This window comes from Halomonas sp. 5021 (genome assembly GCF_036663435.1).
GTDB lineage: Bacteria > Pseudomonadota > Gammaproteobacteria > Pseudomonadales > Halomonadaceae > Vreelandella > Vreelandella janggokensis.
In genome coordinates this window covers 224828-240133 of sequence record NZ_JAXOVU010000004.1, presented here as the reverse complement: position 1 = coordinate 240133, position 15306 = coordinate 224828, and the positions used below count along the sequence as shown (strand labels likewise).

Genomic DNA, 15306 nt, shown 5'->3' with positions numbered 1-15306 from the left:
GGGCCATCTGTGCCACGATCACCTTTAAGGCTCAATATGACACACTTTGCAACTGTCTGTCTGGCTATCGCGGTGATAAATCCTGTCGATAGTCCTAGCGCTGATCATGCCCCCCGAAAGCCCTCCGCCAGCAGATAGACTTCACGGGATCGCGCCCGAGAAGCACCGGGTTTACGTGTCACCACCCGCTTGAAGCTTTCGCGAAGCTCTTTTAGATAACTGTCAAAGCCTTCGCCCTGAAAGACCTTTACCAGCAACTGACCACCCGGAGAGAGCGTTTCACGTGCCAACTCCAGCGCCAGCTCCACCAGATACATGGCTTGAGGCTGGTCAATCGCCGCCATGCCACTCATATTGGGGGCCATATCCGACATCACAAGGTCTACCGGACGATTTTCCAACCGCTCAAGAATCGCATTGAGCACCGCTTCCTCGGTAAAGTCCCCCTGAACAAAGGACACATCGGCCAGCCCATCCATATCGAGAATATCGGAAGCGATGACCATGCCCTGCGGACCGACTTTCTCGGCGGCGATTTGACTCCACCCCCCTGGCGCAGCACCAAGGTCAATGACGGTCATCCCAGGACGCAACAGCTTGTCCTTTTCGTCAATCTCGAGCAATTTATAGCTCGCCCGCGAGCGATAGCCATCCTGCCAACTCTGCTTGACGTAAGGATCGTCAAAATGCTCTTTCATCCAGCTTGCGCTGGTTTTACTTGATGGCCGCTTACGGCCTGGGGGCGTGTGCTGCATGAGAAAATCTAACACTGGAAGAGGCGACGGCACGCTTTAACACCATGTCTTTCACTCGGTGGCGTTTCACCGTAAGATGGAACGTTAAGCGCAAACTGGGATACCGCAAGATACCATGAGCTTGTCACAGGCACAAAAGAAAGCATTTCGTAGCATTGGTCACCACTTGAATCCGGTCGTCACCGTTTCAGAAAACGGCGTTTCCGACAATTTACTGGCTGAACTCGACCGTGCGCTCAACGACCACGAACTGATCAAGGTAAAGCTGGCATTACCGGAGCGCGATGAGCGCGCCGCCATGCTCGAGGAGCTGATCAACCACAGCCAATCAGAGCCGGTTCAGACCATTGGCAAAATGGCGCTGCTCTATCGCCACAATCCGCAAGTGAACCCCAAGCTTTCGAACATCAAACGCTTCGAAAACCACCACGGTCGTCGCTAACGCCTCGCACGAGCCAGAAGCTACCGCCAGGCCAGCATGCCGCACCCGCCGTCAGACAAAACGCCCCCGCAGCCATGGTTGCGGGGGCGTTTTGTTTCAGGCTTCGCTCAAGCTTGAATCAGAGGTGCTCAACACTCTCGATCTCGTACTCGACGTCGCCACCCGGGGTCGTCACCACGACCACATCGCCTTCCTCTTTACCGATAAGCGCACGGGCAATCGGCGAGGTCACGGAGATGAGTCCTGACTTAATATTGGCTTCGTCTTCACCCACAATCCGGTACGTCACCTGAGCGTCGGTATCCAGATTGAGCAGTGATACCGTCACGCCAAAAATCACCTTCCCGGTCTTTGGCAGCTTGGTGACATCGATTACCTGGGCGCCTGACAGCTTGCTTTCGATTTCCTGGATACGCCCTTCGATAAACCCTTGCTGTTCACGCGCAGCATGATACTCGGCGTTTTCCTTAAGGTCGCCGTGCTCGCGCGCTTCAGCGATAGCCGCAATCACCTGGGGACGAGCTTCGCTCTTGAGGTGATTGAGTTCATCACGAAGACTTTTTTCGCCCGCTATCGTCATCGGGACCTTGTTCATTGACTTGCTCCTGCATGCAGATCCTGAAGGCGCCGCACCGTAATCTCCCTACCGTACTCAAGCGCCATGCAAACGGCATTAGCGCCCGCCAAGGTGGTCGCATAGGGCACCTTGCGCGCGAGAGCAGTACGGCGAATGACCGAAGAGTCGTTAATAGCCTGGCGACCTTCGGTAGTGTTCACGATGTAGGCGATTTCGTCGTTCTTCAACAGATCGACGATGTGGGGACGACCTTCGTAGACTTTATTGACGTGCTCCACTGACAGACCAGCCGCTTCCAGGGCAGCTGCCGTGCCACGCGTTGCACAGAGAGTAAAGCCCAATGTTAGCAGAGAACGAGCCACTTCGATAATCCCCTGCTTGTCCGGCTCACGTACGGACAGAAATGCCTTGCGCTCGCCGGTGAGCGCAGGAATCGCCTCCCCAGCCCCCAGTTGCGCTTTGAAGAAGGCTTCAGCAAAGGTCTCGCCCGACCCCATTACTTCGCCGGTGGACTTCATTTCCGGCGACAGAATCGGATCGACACCGGGGAATTTATTGAACGGGAAAACCGCCTCTTTAACACTATAGAAGTGCGGCACGATTTCATGATCGAAGCCCTGCTCAGCAAGGGTTTGACCGGCCATGCAGCGCGCCGCGACCTGGGCCAGCGAGGTACCAATGCACTTGGAGACAAACGGCACGGTACGCGATGCACGCGGATTGACCTCGATCACGTAGATCTCGCCGTCCTGCCAGGCAAGCTGTACGTTCATCAGGCCCTTGACGCCCAGCTCCACGGCCATCTGCTTGACCTGATCGCGCATTTCATCCTGCACGGCGGCGGGTAGCGAGTAAGGCGGCAACGAACAGGCCGAGTCGCCGGAGTGAACGCCCGCTTGCTCCACGTGCTGCATGATACCGCCAATCACTACCTGCTGACCGTCGGAAACCGCATCGATATCGATCTCGATCGCCGCGCTCAAAAAGTGATCCAACAGGACCGGTGAGTCGTTGGAGACTTTCACCGCGTTGGTCATGTAGTTCTCGAGCTCGGAAGCATCGTAGACGATTTCCATCGCCCGACCGCCGAGGACGTAACTGGGCCGCACCACCAACGGATAGCCAATGGCATCAGCTTTGGAAAAGGCTTCGTCAAAGCTGCGCGCAGTGGCGTTGGGCGGCTGTTTGAGGCCCAGCTTGTCGATCATCTGCTGGAAACGCTCGCGGTCTTCGGCGCGGTCGATGGCGTCCGGCGTGGTGCCGATAATCGGCACACCAGCGGCTTCAAGCTCGCGGGCGAGCTTCAATGGGGTTTGGCCACCGAACTGGACGATCACGCCCACCGGCTTCTCTTTGTCGGCGATTTCGAGCACGTCTTCCAGTGTCACTGGCTCGAAATATAGCCGGTCAGAGGTATCGTAGTCGGTCGAGACGGTTTCCGGATTGCAGTTGACCATGATGGTTTCATAGCCATCGTCGTGCATGGCAAACGCCGCGTGCACACAGCAGTAGTCGAACTCGATCCCCTGACCAATCCGGTTGGGGCCGCCGCCCAGCACCATGATTTTCTGACGGTCAGAGACGTCTGCTTCGCACTCTTCTTCGTAGGTGGAGTACATGTAGGCAGTATCCGAGGCGAACTCCGCCGCACAGGTATCCACCCGCTTGTAGACCGGGCGAATGCCGGCGGCCTGGCGCGTTTTGCGGAAATCTTTCTCTGCCACGCCCAACAGCTTGGCCAACCGGGCATCCGAGAAGCCCTTGCGCTTGAGCTGGCAAAGCTCACGGGCGGAAAGCTCGCTAAGAGAACGCCGTTGCACAGCGGCTTCACTCAGCACGAGATCTTCCAACTGCACCAGGAACCAGCGGTCGATATTGGTGAGCGCAAACACCTCCTCGACGCTCATCCCGGCACGCAGGGCGTCAGCGACAAAGAAGATGCGCTCGGCACCGGCGGCCTGAAGCTCGCCTTGAATCACCGCCATATTGTCAGACGTGAAATCGGTAATGATGGGATCAAGGCCGTCGTTACCGGTTTCCATGCCGCGCAACGCTTTTTGCAGCGACTCCTGGAAGGTACGGCCGATCGCCATCACTTCGCCCACCGATTTCATCTGGGTGGTCAGGCGGTCGTTGGCCTGTGGGAATTTCTCGAAGGTGAAACGTGGAATCTTGGTCACCACGTAATCGATAGACGGCTCGAACGACGCCGGTGTACGCCCACCGGTAATATCGTTTTGCAGCTCATCCAGGGTATAACCCACCGCCAGCTTGGCAGCGATCTTGGCAATCGGAAAGCCAGTGGCTTTTGAGGCCAGCGCCGAGGAACGCGACACCCGCGGGTTCATCTCGATCACCACCAGGCGACCGGTCTTGGGGTCCATACCAAACTGGACGTTGGAGCCACCGGTTTCCACGCCAATCTCGCGCAGGACCGCGAGGCTGGCGTCACGCATGATCTGGTATTCTTTATCGGTCAGCGTTTGCGCCGGCGCCACGGTGATGGAGTCGCCGGTATGCACCCCCATGGGGTCGAAATTTTCGATCGCGCAGACGATGATGCAGTTGTCGTTTTTGTCACGCACAACTTCCATCTCGTACTCTTTCCAACCCAGCAGCGACTCGTCGATCAACAGCTCGTGGTTGTTGGAAAGCTCAAACCCGCGGATACAGATCTCTTCGAACTCTTCCTTGTTGTACGCCACGCCGCCGCCGGAGCCGCCCATGGTATAGGAAGGGCGAATAATCGTCGGGAAGCCGAGCTCGGCCTGGATCTCCCAGGCTTCTTCCATGGTATGGGCGACTTTCGCTTTCGGGCATTCCAGACCGATCCGCTTCATGGCCTGATCGAACAGGTCACGGTCTTCGGCCATGTTGATCGCATCGGCGTTAGCGCCGATCATCTCGACGCCGTGCTTTGCCAGCACACCGTGCTTTTCCAGATCGAGGGCACAGTTCAGCGCGGTCTGCCCCCCCATGGTGGGCAGAACGGCATCCGGCTGCTCGGCTTCAATAATTTTTTCAACCGCCTGCCAGGTGATTGGCTCGATGTAGGTGGCATCGGCCATGACCGGGTCGGTCATGATGGTCGCCGGGTTGGAGTTGACCAGAATCACCCGGAAGCCTTCCTCACGTAGCGCCTTGCACGCCTGGGCGCCGGAGTAGTCGAATTCGCAGGCCTGGCCGATAACGATCGGGCCAGCGCCAATGATAAGTATGCTGTTGATATCGGTACGCTTGGGCATAACGGTTCCCGCAAAAATGGTGACGATGGACGACAAAAGACGGCGATAAATGGCGGCAACAAACGATTGCGTTAGCGTCGCGCCTGCATCATGGCGATGAAGCGATCAAACAACGGCGCCACGTCGCGGGGGCCAGGACTGGCCTCCGGGTGCCCCTGGAAGCTGAAGGCCGGACGATCGGTGCGCTCAACCCCCTGCAAGGTGCCGTCGAACAGTGAACGGTGCGTAGCACGCAGGTTAGCGGGCAAGCTATCTTCGTCCGCCGCAAAACCGTGGTTCTGACTGGTGATCATCACCGTGCCGGTATCCAGATCCTGCACGGGATGGTTGGCACCGTGATGGCCGTGGCTCATCTTGATGGTTTTTGCCCCCGAGGCGAGCGCCAACAGCTGGTGACCCAGGCAAATACCAAACACCGGCGTATCGGTTTCCAGTACGTCCTGGATCGCTTTGATGGCATAGTCGCAGGGTTCCGGGTCGCCGGGGCCGTTGGCCAAAAAGACGCCATCGGGTTTCATTGCCAACACATCGGCGGCGCTGGTTTGCGCTGGCACCACCGTCAGACGACAGCCGCGTGACGCCAGCATGCGCAGAATGTTGAATTTCACACCGTAGTCATACGCCACTACATGGTAGGGGCGCTCACCTTGCGTCGCATCTGCATAACCTTCACCTAGCGCCCACTCGCCTTCCGACCACTCATAGACCGCCTTACAGGACACCTCTTTGGCCAGATCCATGCCCTTCAACCCCGGAAACGCGCGGGCGGCTTCCAGCGCTCGTTCCACCGCATCGTCGCCTTCTGCATCAGCGCCTGCCAGAATCGCCCCGTTCTGAGCCCCCTTATCACGCAAAATGCGCGTCAGGCGACGGGTATCGATGTCGGCAATCCCCAGCACGTTCTGGCTTTTCAGGTAGTCTGAAAGCGTCTGCTCGGAACGGAAATTGCTGGCCAGCAGCGGGAGGTCGCGAATCACCAGCCCAGCAGCGGCAATAGAGGCAGATTCCACGTCTTCACTGTTAGTGCCGGTATTGCCGATATGGGGATACGTGAGGGTAACGATCTGGCGGGTATAGGAAGGGTCGGTGAGGATTTCCTGGTAGCCGGTCATGGCTGTATTGAACACCACCTCACCGCTTGTGGCGCCATCCGCGCCAATGGCGGTTCCGTGGAAGACACTGCCATCCTCCAGAGCCAATATTGCGGGTTTGCTCAATGCGGTGTTATTCAAAACAAGATCCTCCCAGGCTGATGGGAGCCTGTGGGCGCAGGCTCAGCAATTTCTTCGTTATTCACGACGCTCATTAGTGAAACTATCTTCATTAAACTGGGGCCGTAAAAAAGCGGGATGACGCCGATTAAAAATCGGTTTCATCCCGCTTGTTGTTCTCATCCATGGCTAACCGTCATGGCGCAGCGATTAGCTATTTCTCTCTAACCTGAGGCCAGTGCAACAAGCGCGGTGCTTTCGCTGCAGACATTTCGCTGCCTGTAGGCAGCCACTCGGCCAAAATTTTTGGAATGTTACAGGAATTTCTGACCCAAGACTACCCCCCTAGAGACCGAACTGTCATATCGCAGACGCGCCCTTTATCTATTTCAACGCCAGCACATCCTGCATATCGTAGCGGCCGCTCTCCTTACCCGCGACCCAGCGCGCCGCGCGCACCGCGCCTTTGGCAAAGGTCATGCGGCTGGAGGCCTTGTGGGTGATTTCGATGCGCTCGCCTTCGGTGGCGAACATCACCGTATGCTCACCGACGATATCGCCCGCGCGAACGGTGGCAAAGCCGATTTCTTTATCGGTACGCGGGCCGCACTGCCCCACCCGCTCGAACACGCCGTGCTCTTTCAGCGTGCGGTCCAGGCTTTTCGCGACCACTTCGCCCATCTTGATCGCGGTGCCCGATGGCGAATCCACCTTGTGACGATGGTGGGACTCGATAACTTCAATATCGTAGCCTTCATCGCCCAGCGCTTTGGCGGCGGTTTCCAATAGTTTCAGGGTAAGGTTGACCCCCACGCTCATATTGGGTGCAAACACCATCCCGACGTCATCACGGTAGCTATCCAACTGGGCCAGTTGATCATCGTTCATGCCCGTGGTGCCAATCACGATACGCTTGCCATGCTTGGCACAGAACGCCAGGTTAGCCAGGGTCACCTGCGGCGCAGTGAAATCGATCAGCACATCGAAATCGTCCACGATGGCCTCCAGCGAATCCACCGCCTTCACACCACGCTTGCCAACACCTGCCAGTTCGCCAATATCCGCACCGGCCAGGGAACTGCCAGGCTCGACAATGCCACCGGCCAGCGTGGCGTCTGCCTCCTGTTCAACAGCGTTTACCAGTGTGCGGCCCATCCGGCCAGCGACGCCAACAATGGCAACTCGGGTCATGGAAACTCCTGCGCTAAGTGGTCTAGTGCATCAACATAGAGGAAATAAAAGAAAGTGATTATAACAGACCCACTATCCTGTTCGACGTCGGGTCTCGCTCAATTTTCCCAAATGATGACCAGCGCTTCATCACCGGCCATACGCACCAGGTGCCGCTCCACTACTCCTTCCAATTCGTCCAGATGGCCTTCCTCCAGTGTCTCGAGCGCCACTATCAAGGTTTCGTCATCGGCCCTCATCAGGCAAGTACCGGAACCAAAAACGATTTTTGCCTCTTGATCAGAGTGCTCAACCTCAAGCTCGTGCGCCCAGTGCTTGCACAAGCGATTCATTAAGCGCTCGCCAGAGGGCGTCGCGATTTCAGCACGAGATAGCGGCATGCTGCTTTCTCCAAAAGAAGTGGCAAGTGAGTACCTACTAGCCTAATCCGCGCAGCCATAAGTGCCAAGCAGCGTTTTCACCCTTGGCGTGACGCGGCGTTTACGGGGTTACCCCTCTCGACAGCCAGGGTCGTTTCCACGATAATGATCTCTGTTGCAAATAGGAATTAAACGCAGGACATAGTTGAATCATTCACGCTCCGTTGGCGAGCATTGCGACTCCCCCCACTGGCTCACTTTATCGACTGGTAATAAAAATGCGTATAGCTACCCACTTTTCAAAATGGCTGTTTGGTGCACTGTCTGCATTGAGCTGCGTCGCTTCAGCTGACGAGATTACCGTGACCGATGTTGCCGGTCGCAACGTCACCCTAGAAGCGCCGGCCGAGCGGGTTATTCTAGGCGAAGGCAGGCAAATCTATTTGGTGGGCATACTGGAACCGGAGGACCCCTTTGCGCATGTAGTGGGCTGGCGCGAGGATTTTTCCCAAGCTGACCCCGACAACTACGCACGCTATCTTGAGCGTTTTCCTGAGATTGAAGCGATCCCGACTTTTGGCGGCTTTAAAGACGGCACCTTCGATGTTGAACAGGCTGCATCGCTTACCCCCGACGTGGTGATGATGAACATTGAAGCCAAAACCGCCACCGAGGATGCTGGCTACGACGACAAACTGGCCGAGCTGGACATCCCTATCGTCTATGTGGATTTCCGCGAAGACCCCATCAAAAACACCATTCCTTCTATGCGAATCATCGGCAAGCTGTTGGGCGATGAAGCCGCCGCCGAAGAGTTCATCACCTTCGCCGAGGAACAGCTTGCACGGGTCACGGATGTCATCGAGCAGGCCGACCCCGAGCGACCCAGCGTCTTTATTGACCGAGCGGGCGGCTACTCAGACGAATGCTGCATGAGCTTTGGCCCTGCCAACTTTGGCGAATACGTCGCCCTGGCCGGTGGCACCAACATTGCCGCGGACATTATCCCCAACACCTTCGGCACCTTGAATCCCGAGCAGATTATCGCTGCTGACCCAGACCACATGGTAGTGACTGGCGGCAGTTGGGATGCCTACGTGCCAGGCGGCGACTGGGTCGGCGTCGGGCCTGGCGCTGACATGGAGAAGGCGCAGGCCAAGCTCGAGGCCCTCACCGAACGCACCGCCATGACCGGTATTCAGGCGGTCGAGTCAGATAATGTCCACGCCATTTGGCACCAGTTCTATAACAGCCCCTACTATTTTGTCGCTATCCAGCGATTGGCGAAATGGCTGCACCCCGACCTGTTTGCGGACCTGGACCCGGAAGCCACCATGGCGGAACTGCACGATCGCTTTTTACCCATCGATTATGAACCCGGCTACTGGTTATCCTTGAATGACGACTGAGAGCATCGCGACAACGCCCAACGCGCAGGATTCACAGGGGCGCGCCTTTTATCGCAGCCAAGTGTTTCGCCGCCAGGTGATTCTGGCGGCGCTGGTCGTCGCGCTCTTCTTCAGCCTGTGCGTCGATCTTGCCCTCGGCCCTGCGCGCTATAGCCTGGGCGAGGTCATGGCCGCGCTGTTCACCCCCGACAGCGTCAGCCAGCAGGCCCGGGTGATCCTCTGGGAAATCCGCATGCCAGTAGCCCTGATGGCGCTGGTGGTGGGCGCGAGCCTTTCCATCGCCGGGGCGCAGATGCAAACCATCCTGAGCAACCCGCTGGCCAGCCCCTTCACATTGGGCATTTCGGCGGGCGCAAGTTTTGGTGCCGCTCTGGGGCTAGCCTTTGGCGTCGCGATTATCCCGGCGGCCACCGAATACGTGGTGCCTATCAATGCGTTTCTGATGGCCATGGTCACCGCCTTTCTCATCCATGCGCTCAGCCTCAAGCGCGGCGTGACGGTGGAAACCATCGTGCTGCTGGGCATTGCGATGGTATTTATCTTCAATTCCCTCATGGCGCTGATTCAGTTTTTTGCCAGCCAGCAGGCCGTAGCCGCAGTGGTGTTCTGGACCATGGGCAGCCTCACCAAAGCCACCTGGCCAAAATTCTGGATCGCGCTGAGCATTTTGACCATGGTGATGCCGCTACTGGCACGTCACGGCTGGGCGCTCACCGCCATGCGACTGGGCGATGCCAAGGCCGAAAGCATGGGCGTGAATCCTCGCGCGCTGCGACTGGAAGTGCTGGTACTGGTATCGCTACTGGCCGCGATTGCAGTGGCGTTTGTGGGCACCATCGGCTTTATTGGCCTGGTCGGGCCGCACATTGCACGCATCCTTCTAGGCGAAGACCAGCGCTTCTTCCTGCCCGGCTCGGCGCTGTGTGGCGCGCTGATTCTTTCCGTCGGGTCCGTGATTTCCAAAATCATCATCCCCGGCACCATCATCCCCATTGGTATCATTACCTCACTGGTGGGCATTCCCTTCTTTCTATTTCTCGTGCTTAACCACAAGAAGGCGTCATGGTAACCCTACAGCTGACTCATGTTTCCGCCCGCTACGGGCGTACTCCCATTATCCAGGACATTACGACACCAGCCTTTCAGGGTGGGCAGATGGTCGCCCTGCTGGGGCCTAACGCCGCCGGTAAATCGACCCTTTTTCGCCGCATCCTGGGCCTATTGAAAGGTGACGGCGAGGTCACTATCAGCGGTACCAGTGCCGAGCGGCCCGTGGCCTATATGCCCCAGGACACGGGGGCAAGAGCTGTACTGACGGTGTATGAGTCGGTACTGTTAGCTCGCATGCAGGGACGCAGCCTGAAAGTGCAAAACGAGGACCTGGCCCAGGTTGATCGCGCCCTTGATGAGCTGAACATTGCCGTGCTTGGCGAGCGTGATATCGGCGACCTGAGCGGTGGGCAGCGCCAACTGGTCAGTGCCGCCCAGGCGCTGGTCCAGGAGCCCGAGATTCTGATGCTCGACGAGCCCACCTCGGCGCTCGACCTTAACCGCCAGATTAGCCTGCTGGGTGTGCTAAGGCGGCTGGCCAATGAGCGCCAGATGCTCATTCTGGTGGCGTTGCATGACCTGGGCCATGCGCTGCGCTTCAGCGATGCCGCCATGGTCCTCGAACATGGCCGCCTGATTGCCTGCGGTCCCACGGAGGACGTCATCACGCCCTCGCTGCTGCAATCCGTTTATCGGGTCAATGAGCGGATCGAGCCCTGCTCAAAAGGCAGCCCGCAGCTTATCGTCGAAGAGGCCATTTAAGCCGCCGCCCTTCCATGGCGGCCAGCGCCACCCCACTCAGCATCAGCGGTAGTGCCAGCAGAAAGGCACTCGAGACAGGTATCCCGAACAACATCCAATCCGCCAATACGGGCCAAACCAGGGCAATATACTCAAAGGGTGCCAGACGGGACGCTTCCGCGTAGCGTAATGCCAGCGTCATCGCGATATGCGCCGCCCCGCCAAACAGGCCCGAGAGCACCAGCAGCCCAAACTCGACCGGGCTAAGCGCCGCCCAGCCCCATGGCAGGGTTGCAAGGCCTGCCAACGACGACACCAGAATAAAATAGAACGCGATGGAACCCGCCGTTTCCGTGCGTGAAATCCGCCGAACGGTCAACAGCGCCCCTGCCGTTAACAAGGCGCTAAGCGCGCCCAGCGCATAGCCGGCCACCTGGCCATGCGCCCCATCCTTGCCCAACCCAGGCAGCACCAATACCGCCATTCCGCTGAGCGCTAATACAATCGCCCCTGCTCGATAGAGCGAAAACCGCTCACCCAGCAGCAATATCCCGCCTACCGCCATGAACACTGGTGTCAGTTGAGCGAGCAGCGTGGCCTCGGCAACCGGCAATATCGCGACCGCCGCAAAGGAGGCGAACATGGCCGCCGCTCCCAACCCCGAGCGCAGAGCATGACCCAGCGGACGACGCGTTGCCAGGCCACGAGGGAATTCATGGCGCAAGGCCAGAAACACCACGATCGGCAACAACGCAAACAGCGAGCGAAAAAACACCGACTGGCCGACCGGCACAGCATCGCTGACCGCCTTGATGCTTACCAGCATGCCGGTAAACAGAAGACCTGACAGGACCCTGAGCAAAATCCCTGTTACGGGCCTATCCTGAAGGTTATCCATGATGCGCAGCACTCCCCATACAGCAAAAACCCCCGGCGGACCGAGGGTTTTTGCGCTTAACAGCCGACGGTTGGCTATCTCCCCAACATTACGGCTTCATCTCTTCAAAAAACTTCTTCACGCTGTCGAAGAAGCCGGTTTTCTTGGGTGAATGGTGGCTGTTGCTTCCGTCCAGGCTTTCCTGGAACTGGCGCAGCAGGTTCTTTTGTTCCTCGCTGAGCTTGACGGGCGTTTCCACCACGACTTTGCACAGCAGGTCGCCAGGGACGCCGCCGCGAACCGGCTTGACGCCCTTGCCCTTGAGCCGGAACATCTTGCCGGTTTGGGTTTCCGGCGGAATCTTCAGCTTCACTCGACCATCGAGTGTCGGCACTTCCAGCTCACCGCCCAATGCTGCATCGACGAAATTGATCGGCACGTCACATTGCAGGTGCTTGCCATCACGCTGGAAGATATGGTGCGGCTTGATGGCCACCTGGACGTACAGGTCGCCTGGCGGGCCGCCATTGATGCCGCTTTCGCCTTCCGCGTTCAGGCGGATACGGTCGCCGGTATCCACACCCGGCGGGATTTTCACCGACAGTGTCCGGGTCTCGCGCACGCGCCCTTCGCCGTTACACTTGTGACACGGCACCTTGATGTGCTGGCCTGAGCCATGGCAGGTCGGGCAGGTTTGCTGAACCGCAAAAAAGCCCTGCTGCATACGCACCTGGCCGTGGCCATGGCAGGTGGGGCAGGTATCTTTGCTTGACCCCGGTTCAGCACCGCCGCCGTCACAACGGTCACATTCAATATGGCGCGGCACACGGATATCAACCGTGGTACCGGAGACCGCATTTTCCAGGTCCAACTCCAGGTTATAGCGCAGGTCAGAACCGCGCGCCGGGGCATTGGGACCACGACGACGCCCGCCGCCACCGCCGAAAATATCGCCAAACACATCGCCGAAAATGTCGCTGAAATCGCCAGCGCCACCGCCGCCGAAACCACCGCCACCAAAGCCACCGCCCTGGCCATCGACACCGGCATGACCAAACTGGTCGTAGGCCGCACGTTTTTCGCTATCGGTCAGGACTTCGTAGGCTTCTGACACTTCGCGGAATTTTTCCGCGGCAGTATCGTCTTCCGGGTTGCGGTCGGGGTGATATTTTTGCGCAAGGCGACGGTAGGCCTTCTTGATCTCTTTCTGATCGGCCCCTTTGTCGACACCCAGGATTTCATAATAATCGCGTTGGGACATGGGTCCTACGCCTCTTGGTTAGCTACGCATTCAACTGCACATTTAACTATGTGTTAACGACAGAGTATTTAAGACACAGTATTTAACGACACATTAAGCTTTTTGCGTCTTTGACGTGGAAACAGCAACGCGGGAGTTGCCTCCCGCGTCGCCGCCTACCTCGTCAGAAAGAGCGCTTACTGCTTTTTCTGATCGTCGTTGACTTCTTCATACTCGGCGTCGACCACGTCTTCATCGGGCTTGGCGTTGCCCTGCTCGGCACCTTCCTCACCCGGCTGCTCGGCGCCTTCAGCCTGCTCGGCGTACATCTTCTGTGCCAGCTGGCCAGACGCTTCAGTGAGTGCGTCGAGTTTCTGCTGGATCAGCTCCTGGTCATCGCCTTTGGTAGCTTCTTCCAGCTCGGTGATCGCGGTTTCGATGGATTGCTTCTCGTCATCGGTCGCCTTGTCACCAGCTTCTTCCAGCGTCTTGCGGGTGGCGTGGATCATGCCGTCCGCCTGATTACGCAACTGCACCAGCGCCTCGAACTTCTTGTCTTCGTCGGCGTGGGCTTCGGCGTCGCGTACCATCTGCTCGATCTCGTCTTCGGTCAGGCCGCTGGACGCCTTGATGACGATCGACTGTTCTTTGCCGGTCGCCTTGTCTTTCGCGGAGACGTTCAGGATACCGTTGGCATCCAGGTCGAAGGCCACTTCGATCTGCGGCACGCCGCGCGGCGCCGGCGGAATATCGGCAAGGTCGAAGCGACCCAGCGACTTGTTCTGCGACACTTGCTTGCGCTCACCCTGGACGGCGTGGATGGTCACTGCCGTCTGGTTGTCATCCGCCGTGGAGAAGGTTTGCGTCTTCTTGGTCGGGATGGTGGTGTTTTTCTCGATCAGCGGCGTCATCACGCCACCCAGGGTTTCGATGCCCAGGGTCAGCGGCGTTACATCGAGGAGCAGCACGTCTTTCACGTCGCCACCCAGAACGCCGCCCTGAATTGCGGCACCCACGGCCACGGCTTCGTCCGGGTTGACGTCTTTACGTGCATCCTTGCCGAAGAACTCAGCGGCTTTTTGCTGAACCAGCGGCATGCGCGTCTGACCACCGACCAGGATAACGTCGTCGATCTCGGAGGCCGACAGGCCGGCATCTTTCAGCGCCATCTTGCAGGGTTCCATCGAGCGCTGCACCAGATCGTCTACCAGCGACTCCAGCTTGGCGCGGGTCACTTTCACGTTCAGGTGCTTCGGACCGGTGTTATCGGCCGTGATATAGGGCAGATTGACATCAGTCTGCTGGGCGCTGGAAAGTTCGATTTTGGCCTTCTCGGCGGCTTCTTTCAGACGCTGCATGGCCAGGTTATCGCCTGACAGGTCAATACCGCTGTCCGACTTGAACTGGTCAACCAGATAGTTGATCAGCGCCAGATCGAAGTCTTCACCACCCAGGAAGGTGTCACCGTTGGTGGCCAACACTTCAAACTGGGTTTCGCCGTCGACATCGGCGACTTCGATGATCGAAATATCAAAGGTACCGCCGCCCAGGTCGTATACCGCGATGGTTTTATCACCGCGTGACTTGTCCATGCCATAGGCAAGCGCCGCTGCGGTCGGCTCGTTGATGATACGCTTGACATCCAGACCGGCGATGCGCCCTGCATCTTTAGTGGCTTGGCGCTGGCTGTCATTGAAGTAAGCCGGCACGGTGATGACCGCTTCGGTGACGGTTTCACCAAGGTAGTCTTCTGCCGTCTTCTTCATTTTCTTGAGCACTTCCGCGCTCACCTGCGGCGGTGCCATTTTCTGGCCTTTCACTTCTACCCAGGCATCACCGTTATCGGCTTCGGTGATCTTGTACGGCACCATCTTGATATCTTTCTGAACAACGTCGTCTTTGAAACGACGGCCAATCAGGCGCTTGATAGCGTAAAGCGTATTTTCAGGATTGGTCACCGCCTGGCGCTTGGCGGCCTGACCGACGAGCGTCTCACCGTCTTCGGTGTACGCAATGATGGACGGCGTCGTACGGCCGCCTTCTGCGTTTTCAATGACTTTTGCACTGTCGCCATCGAGCACCGATACACAGGAGTTTGTGGTGCCCAAATCAATACCAATAATGCGTCCCATAATAAGAACCTCGTATTCGGTTGTTTCAATACATCAAACTGGTTGCGGGATTTCCCGCGGGGTTGCCCCTTTATCTG

General features: G+C 57.9%; 13 protein-coding genes. 4 read left to right on the top strand and 9 right to left on the bottom strand.

What is annotated here, in order from left to right:
- Positions 1-104: 104 nt before the first annotated feature.
- Positions 105-755 carry a 23S rRNA (uridine(2552)-2'-O)-methyltransferase RlmE gene (rlmE, locus tag R3F64_RS09725; protein ID WP_085920155.1) on the bottom strand — a complete coding sequence of 217 codons (651 nt, stop codon included), beginning with the start codon at positions 753-755 and terminating at the stop codon, positions 105-107.
- Between the two features lie 115 nt (positions 756-870).
- On the opposite strand from rlmE, the gene yhbY reads away from it, so the two are divergent.
- The gene (yhbY, locus tag R3F64_RS09720) at positions 871-1197 is read left to right on the top strand and encodes a ribosome assembly RNA-binding protein YhbY (RefSeq protein WP_332611154.1); all 327 of its coding nucleotides are present in this window, start codon (positions 871-873) and stop codon (positions 1195-1197) included.
- Between the two features lie 118 nt (positions 1198-1315).
- Here the strand turns inward: yhbY and greA are convergent, their stop codons facing one another.
- From greA to R3F64_RS09695, 5 genes are all read right to left on the bottom strand, one after another.
- On the bottom strand, positions 1316-1792 hold the full coding sequence (greA, locus tag R3F64_RS09715; RefSeq protein WP_085920153.1) for a transcription elongation factor GreA: 477 nt from the start codon (positions 1790-1792) through the stop codon (positions 1316-1318).
- On the bottom strand, positions 1789-5019 hold the full coding sequence (gene carB, locus R3F64_RS09710) for a carbamoyl-phosphate synthase large subunit (protein ID WP_332611151.1): 3231 nt from the start codon (positions 5017-5019) through the stop codon (positions 1789-1791). The genes greA and carB overlap by 4 nt, the downstream gene beginning before the upstream one ends.
- A gap of 71 nt (positions 5020-5090) precedes the next feature.
- Positions 5091-6236: a glutamine-hydrolyzing carbamoyl-phosphate synthase small subunit gene (gene carA, locus R3F64_RS09705; protein ID WP_176243724.1), complete on the bottom strand. Its 1146-nt coding sequence runs from the start codon at positions 6234-6236 to the stop codon at positions 5091-5093.
- A 378-nt stretch (positions 6237-6614) separates the two neighbouring features.
- Positions 6615-7421 (bottom strand): 4-hydroxy-tetrahydrodipicolinate reductase, encoded by an 807-nt coding sequence (dapB, locus tag R3F64_RS09700; RefSeq protein WP_332611149.1) that lies wholly within the window; start codon positions 7419-7421, stop codon positions 6615-6617.
- Positions 7422-7519: 98 nt separating this feature from the next.
- On the bottom strand, positions 7520-7801 hold the full coding sequence (locus R3F64_RS09695; RefSeq protein WP_085920149.1) for a DUF2218 domain-containing protein: 282 nt from the start codon (positions 7799-7801) through the stop codon (positions 7520-7522).
- 257 nt (positions 7802-8058) lie between these two features.
- On the opposite strand from R3F64_RS09695, the gene R3F64_RS09690 reads away from it, so the two are divergent.
- The 3 genes from R3F64_RS09690 to R3F64_RS09680 are packed head-to-tail and all read left to right on the top strand — an operon-like array spanning position 8059 to position 11001.
- Positions 8059-9189: an ABC transporter substrate-binding protein gene (locus R3F64_RS09690; protein ID WP_085920148.1), complete on the top strand. Its 1131-nt coding sequence runs from the start codon at positions 8059-8061 to the stop codon at positions 9187-9189.
- Positions 9179-10258: a FecCD family ABC transporter permease gene (locus tag R3F64_RS09685; RefSeq protein ID WP_332611146.1), complete on the top strand. Its 1080-nt coding sequence runs from the start codon at positions 9179-9181 to the stop codon at positions 10256-10258. Before R3F64_RS09690 ends, R3F64_RS09685 begins: the two co-directional genes overlap by 11 nt.
- On the top strand, positions 10252-11001 hold the full coding sequence (locus tag R3F64_RS09680; RefSeq protein WP_332611144.1) for an ABC transporter ATP-binding protein: 750 nt from the start codon (positions 10252-10254) through the stop codon (positions 10999-11001). Before R3F64_RS09685 ends, R3F64_RS09680 begins: the two co-directional genes overlap by 7 nt.
- On the opposite strand, the gene R3F64_RS09675 is transcribed toward R3F64_RS09680, so the two are convergent.
- From R3F64_RS09675 to dnaK, 3 genes are all read right to left on the bottom strand, one after another.
- Positions 10979-11878 carry a DMT family transporter gene (locus R3F64_RS09675; protein ID WP_085920325.1) on the bottom strand — a complete coding sequence of 300 codons (900 nt, stop codon included), beginning with the start codon at positions 11876-11878 and terminating at the stop codon, positions 10979-10981. The two genes, R3F64_RS09680 and R3F64_RS09675, sit on opposite strands and share 23 nt — an antisense overlap.
- Before the next feature lie 88 nt (positions 11879-11966).
- Positions 11967-13118, bottom strand: coding sequence for a molecular chaperone DnaJ (gene dnaJ, locus R3F64_RS09670; protein WP_085920326.1), 1152 nt, complete (start codon positions 13116-13118; stop codon positions 11967-11969).
- Positions 13119-13294: 176 nt separating this feature from the next.
- On the bottom strand, positions 13295-15229 hold the full coding sequence (gene dnaK / locus R3F64_RS09665) for a molecular chaperone DnaK (RefSeq protein WP_085920327.1): 1935 nt from the start codon (positions 15227-15229) through the stop codon (positions 13295-13297).
- Positions 15230-15306: the final 77 nt, after the last annotated feature.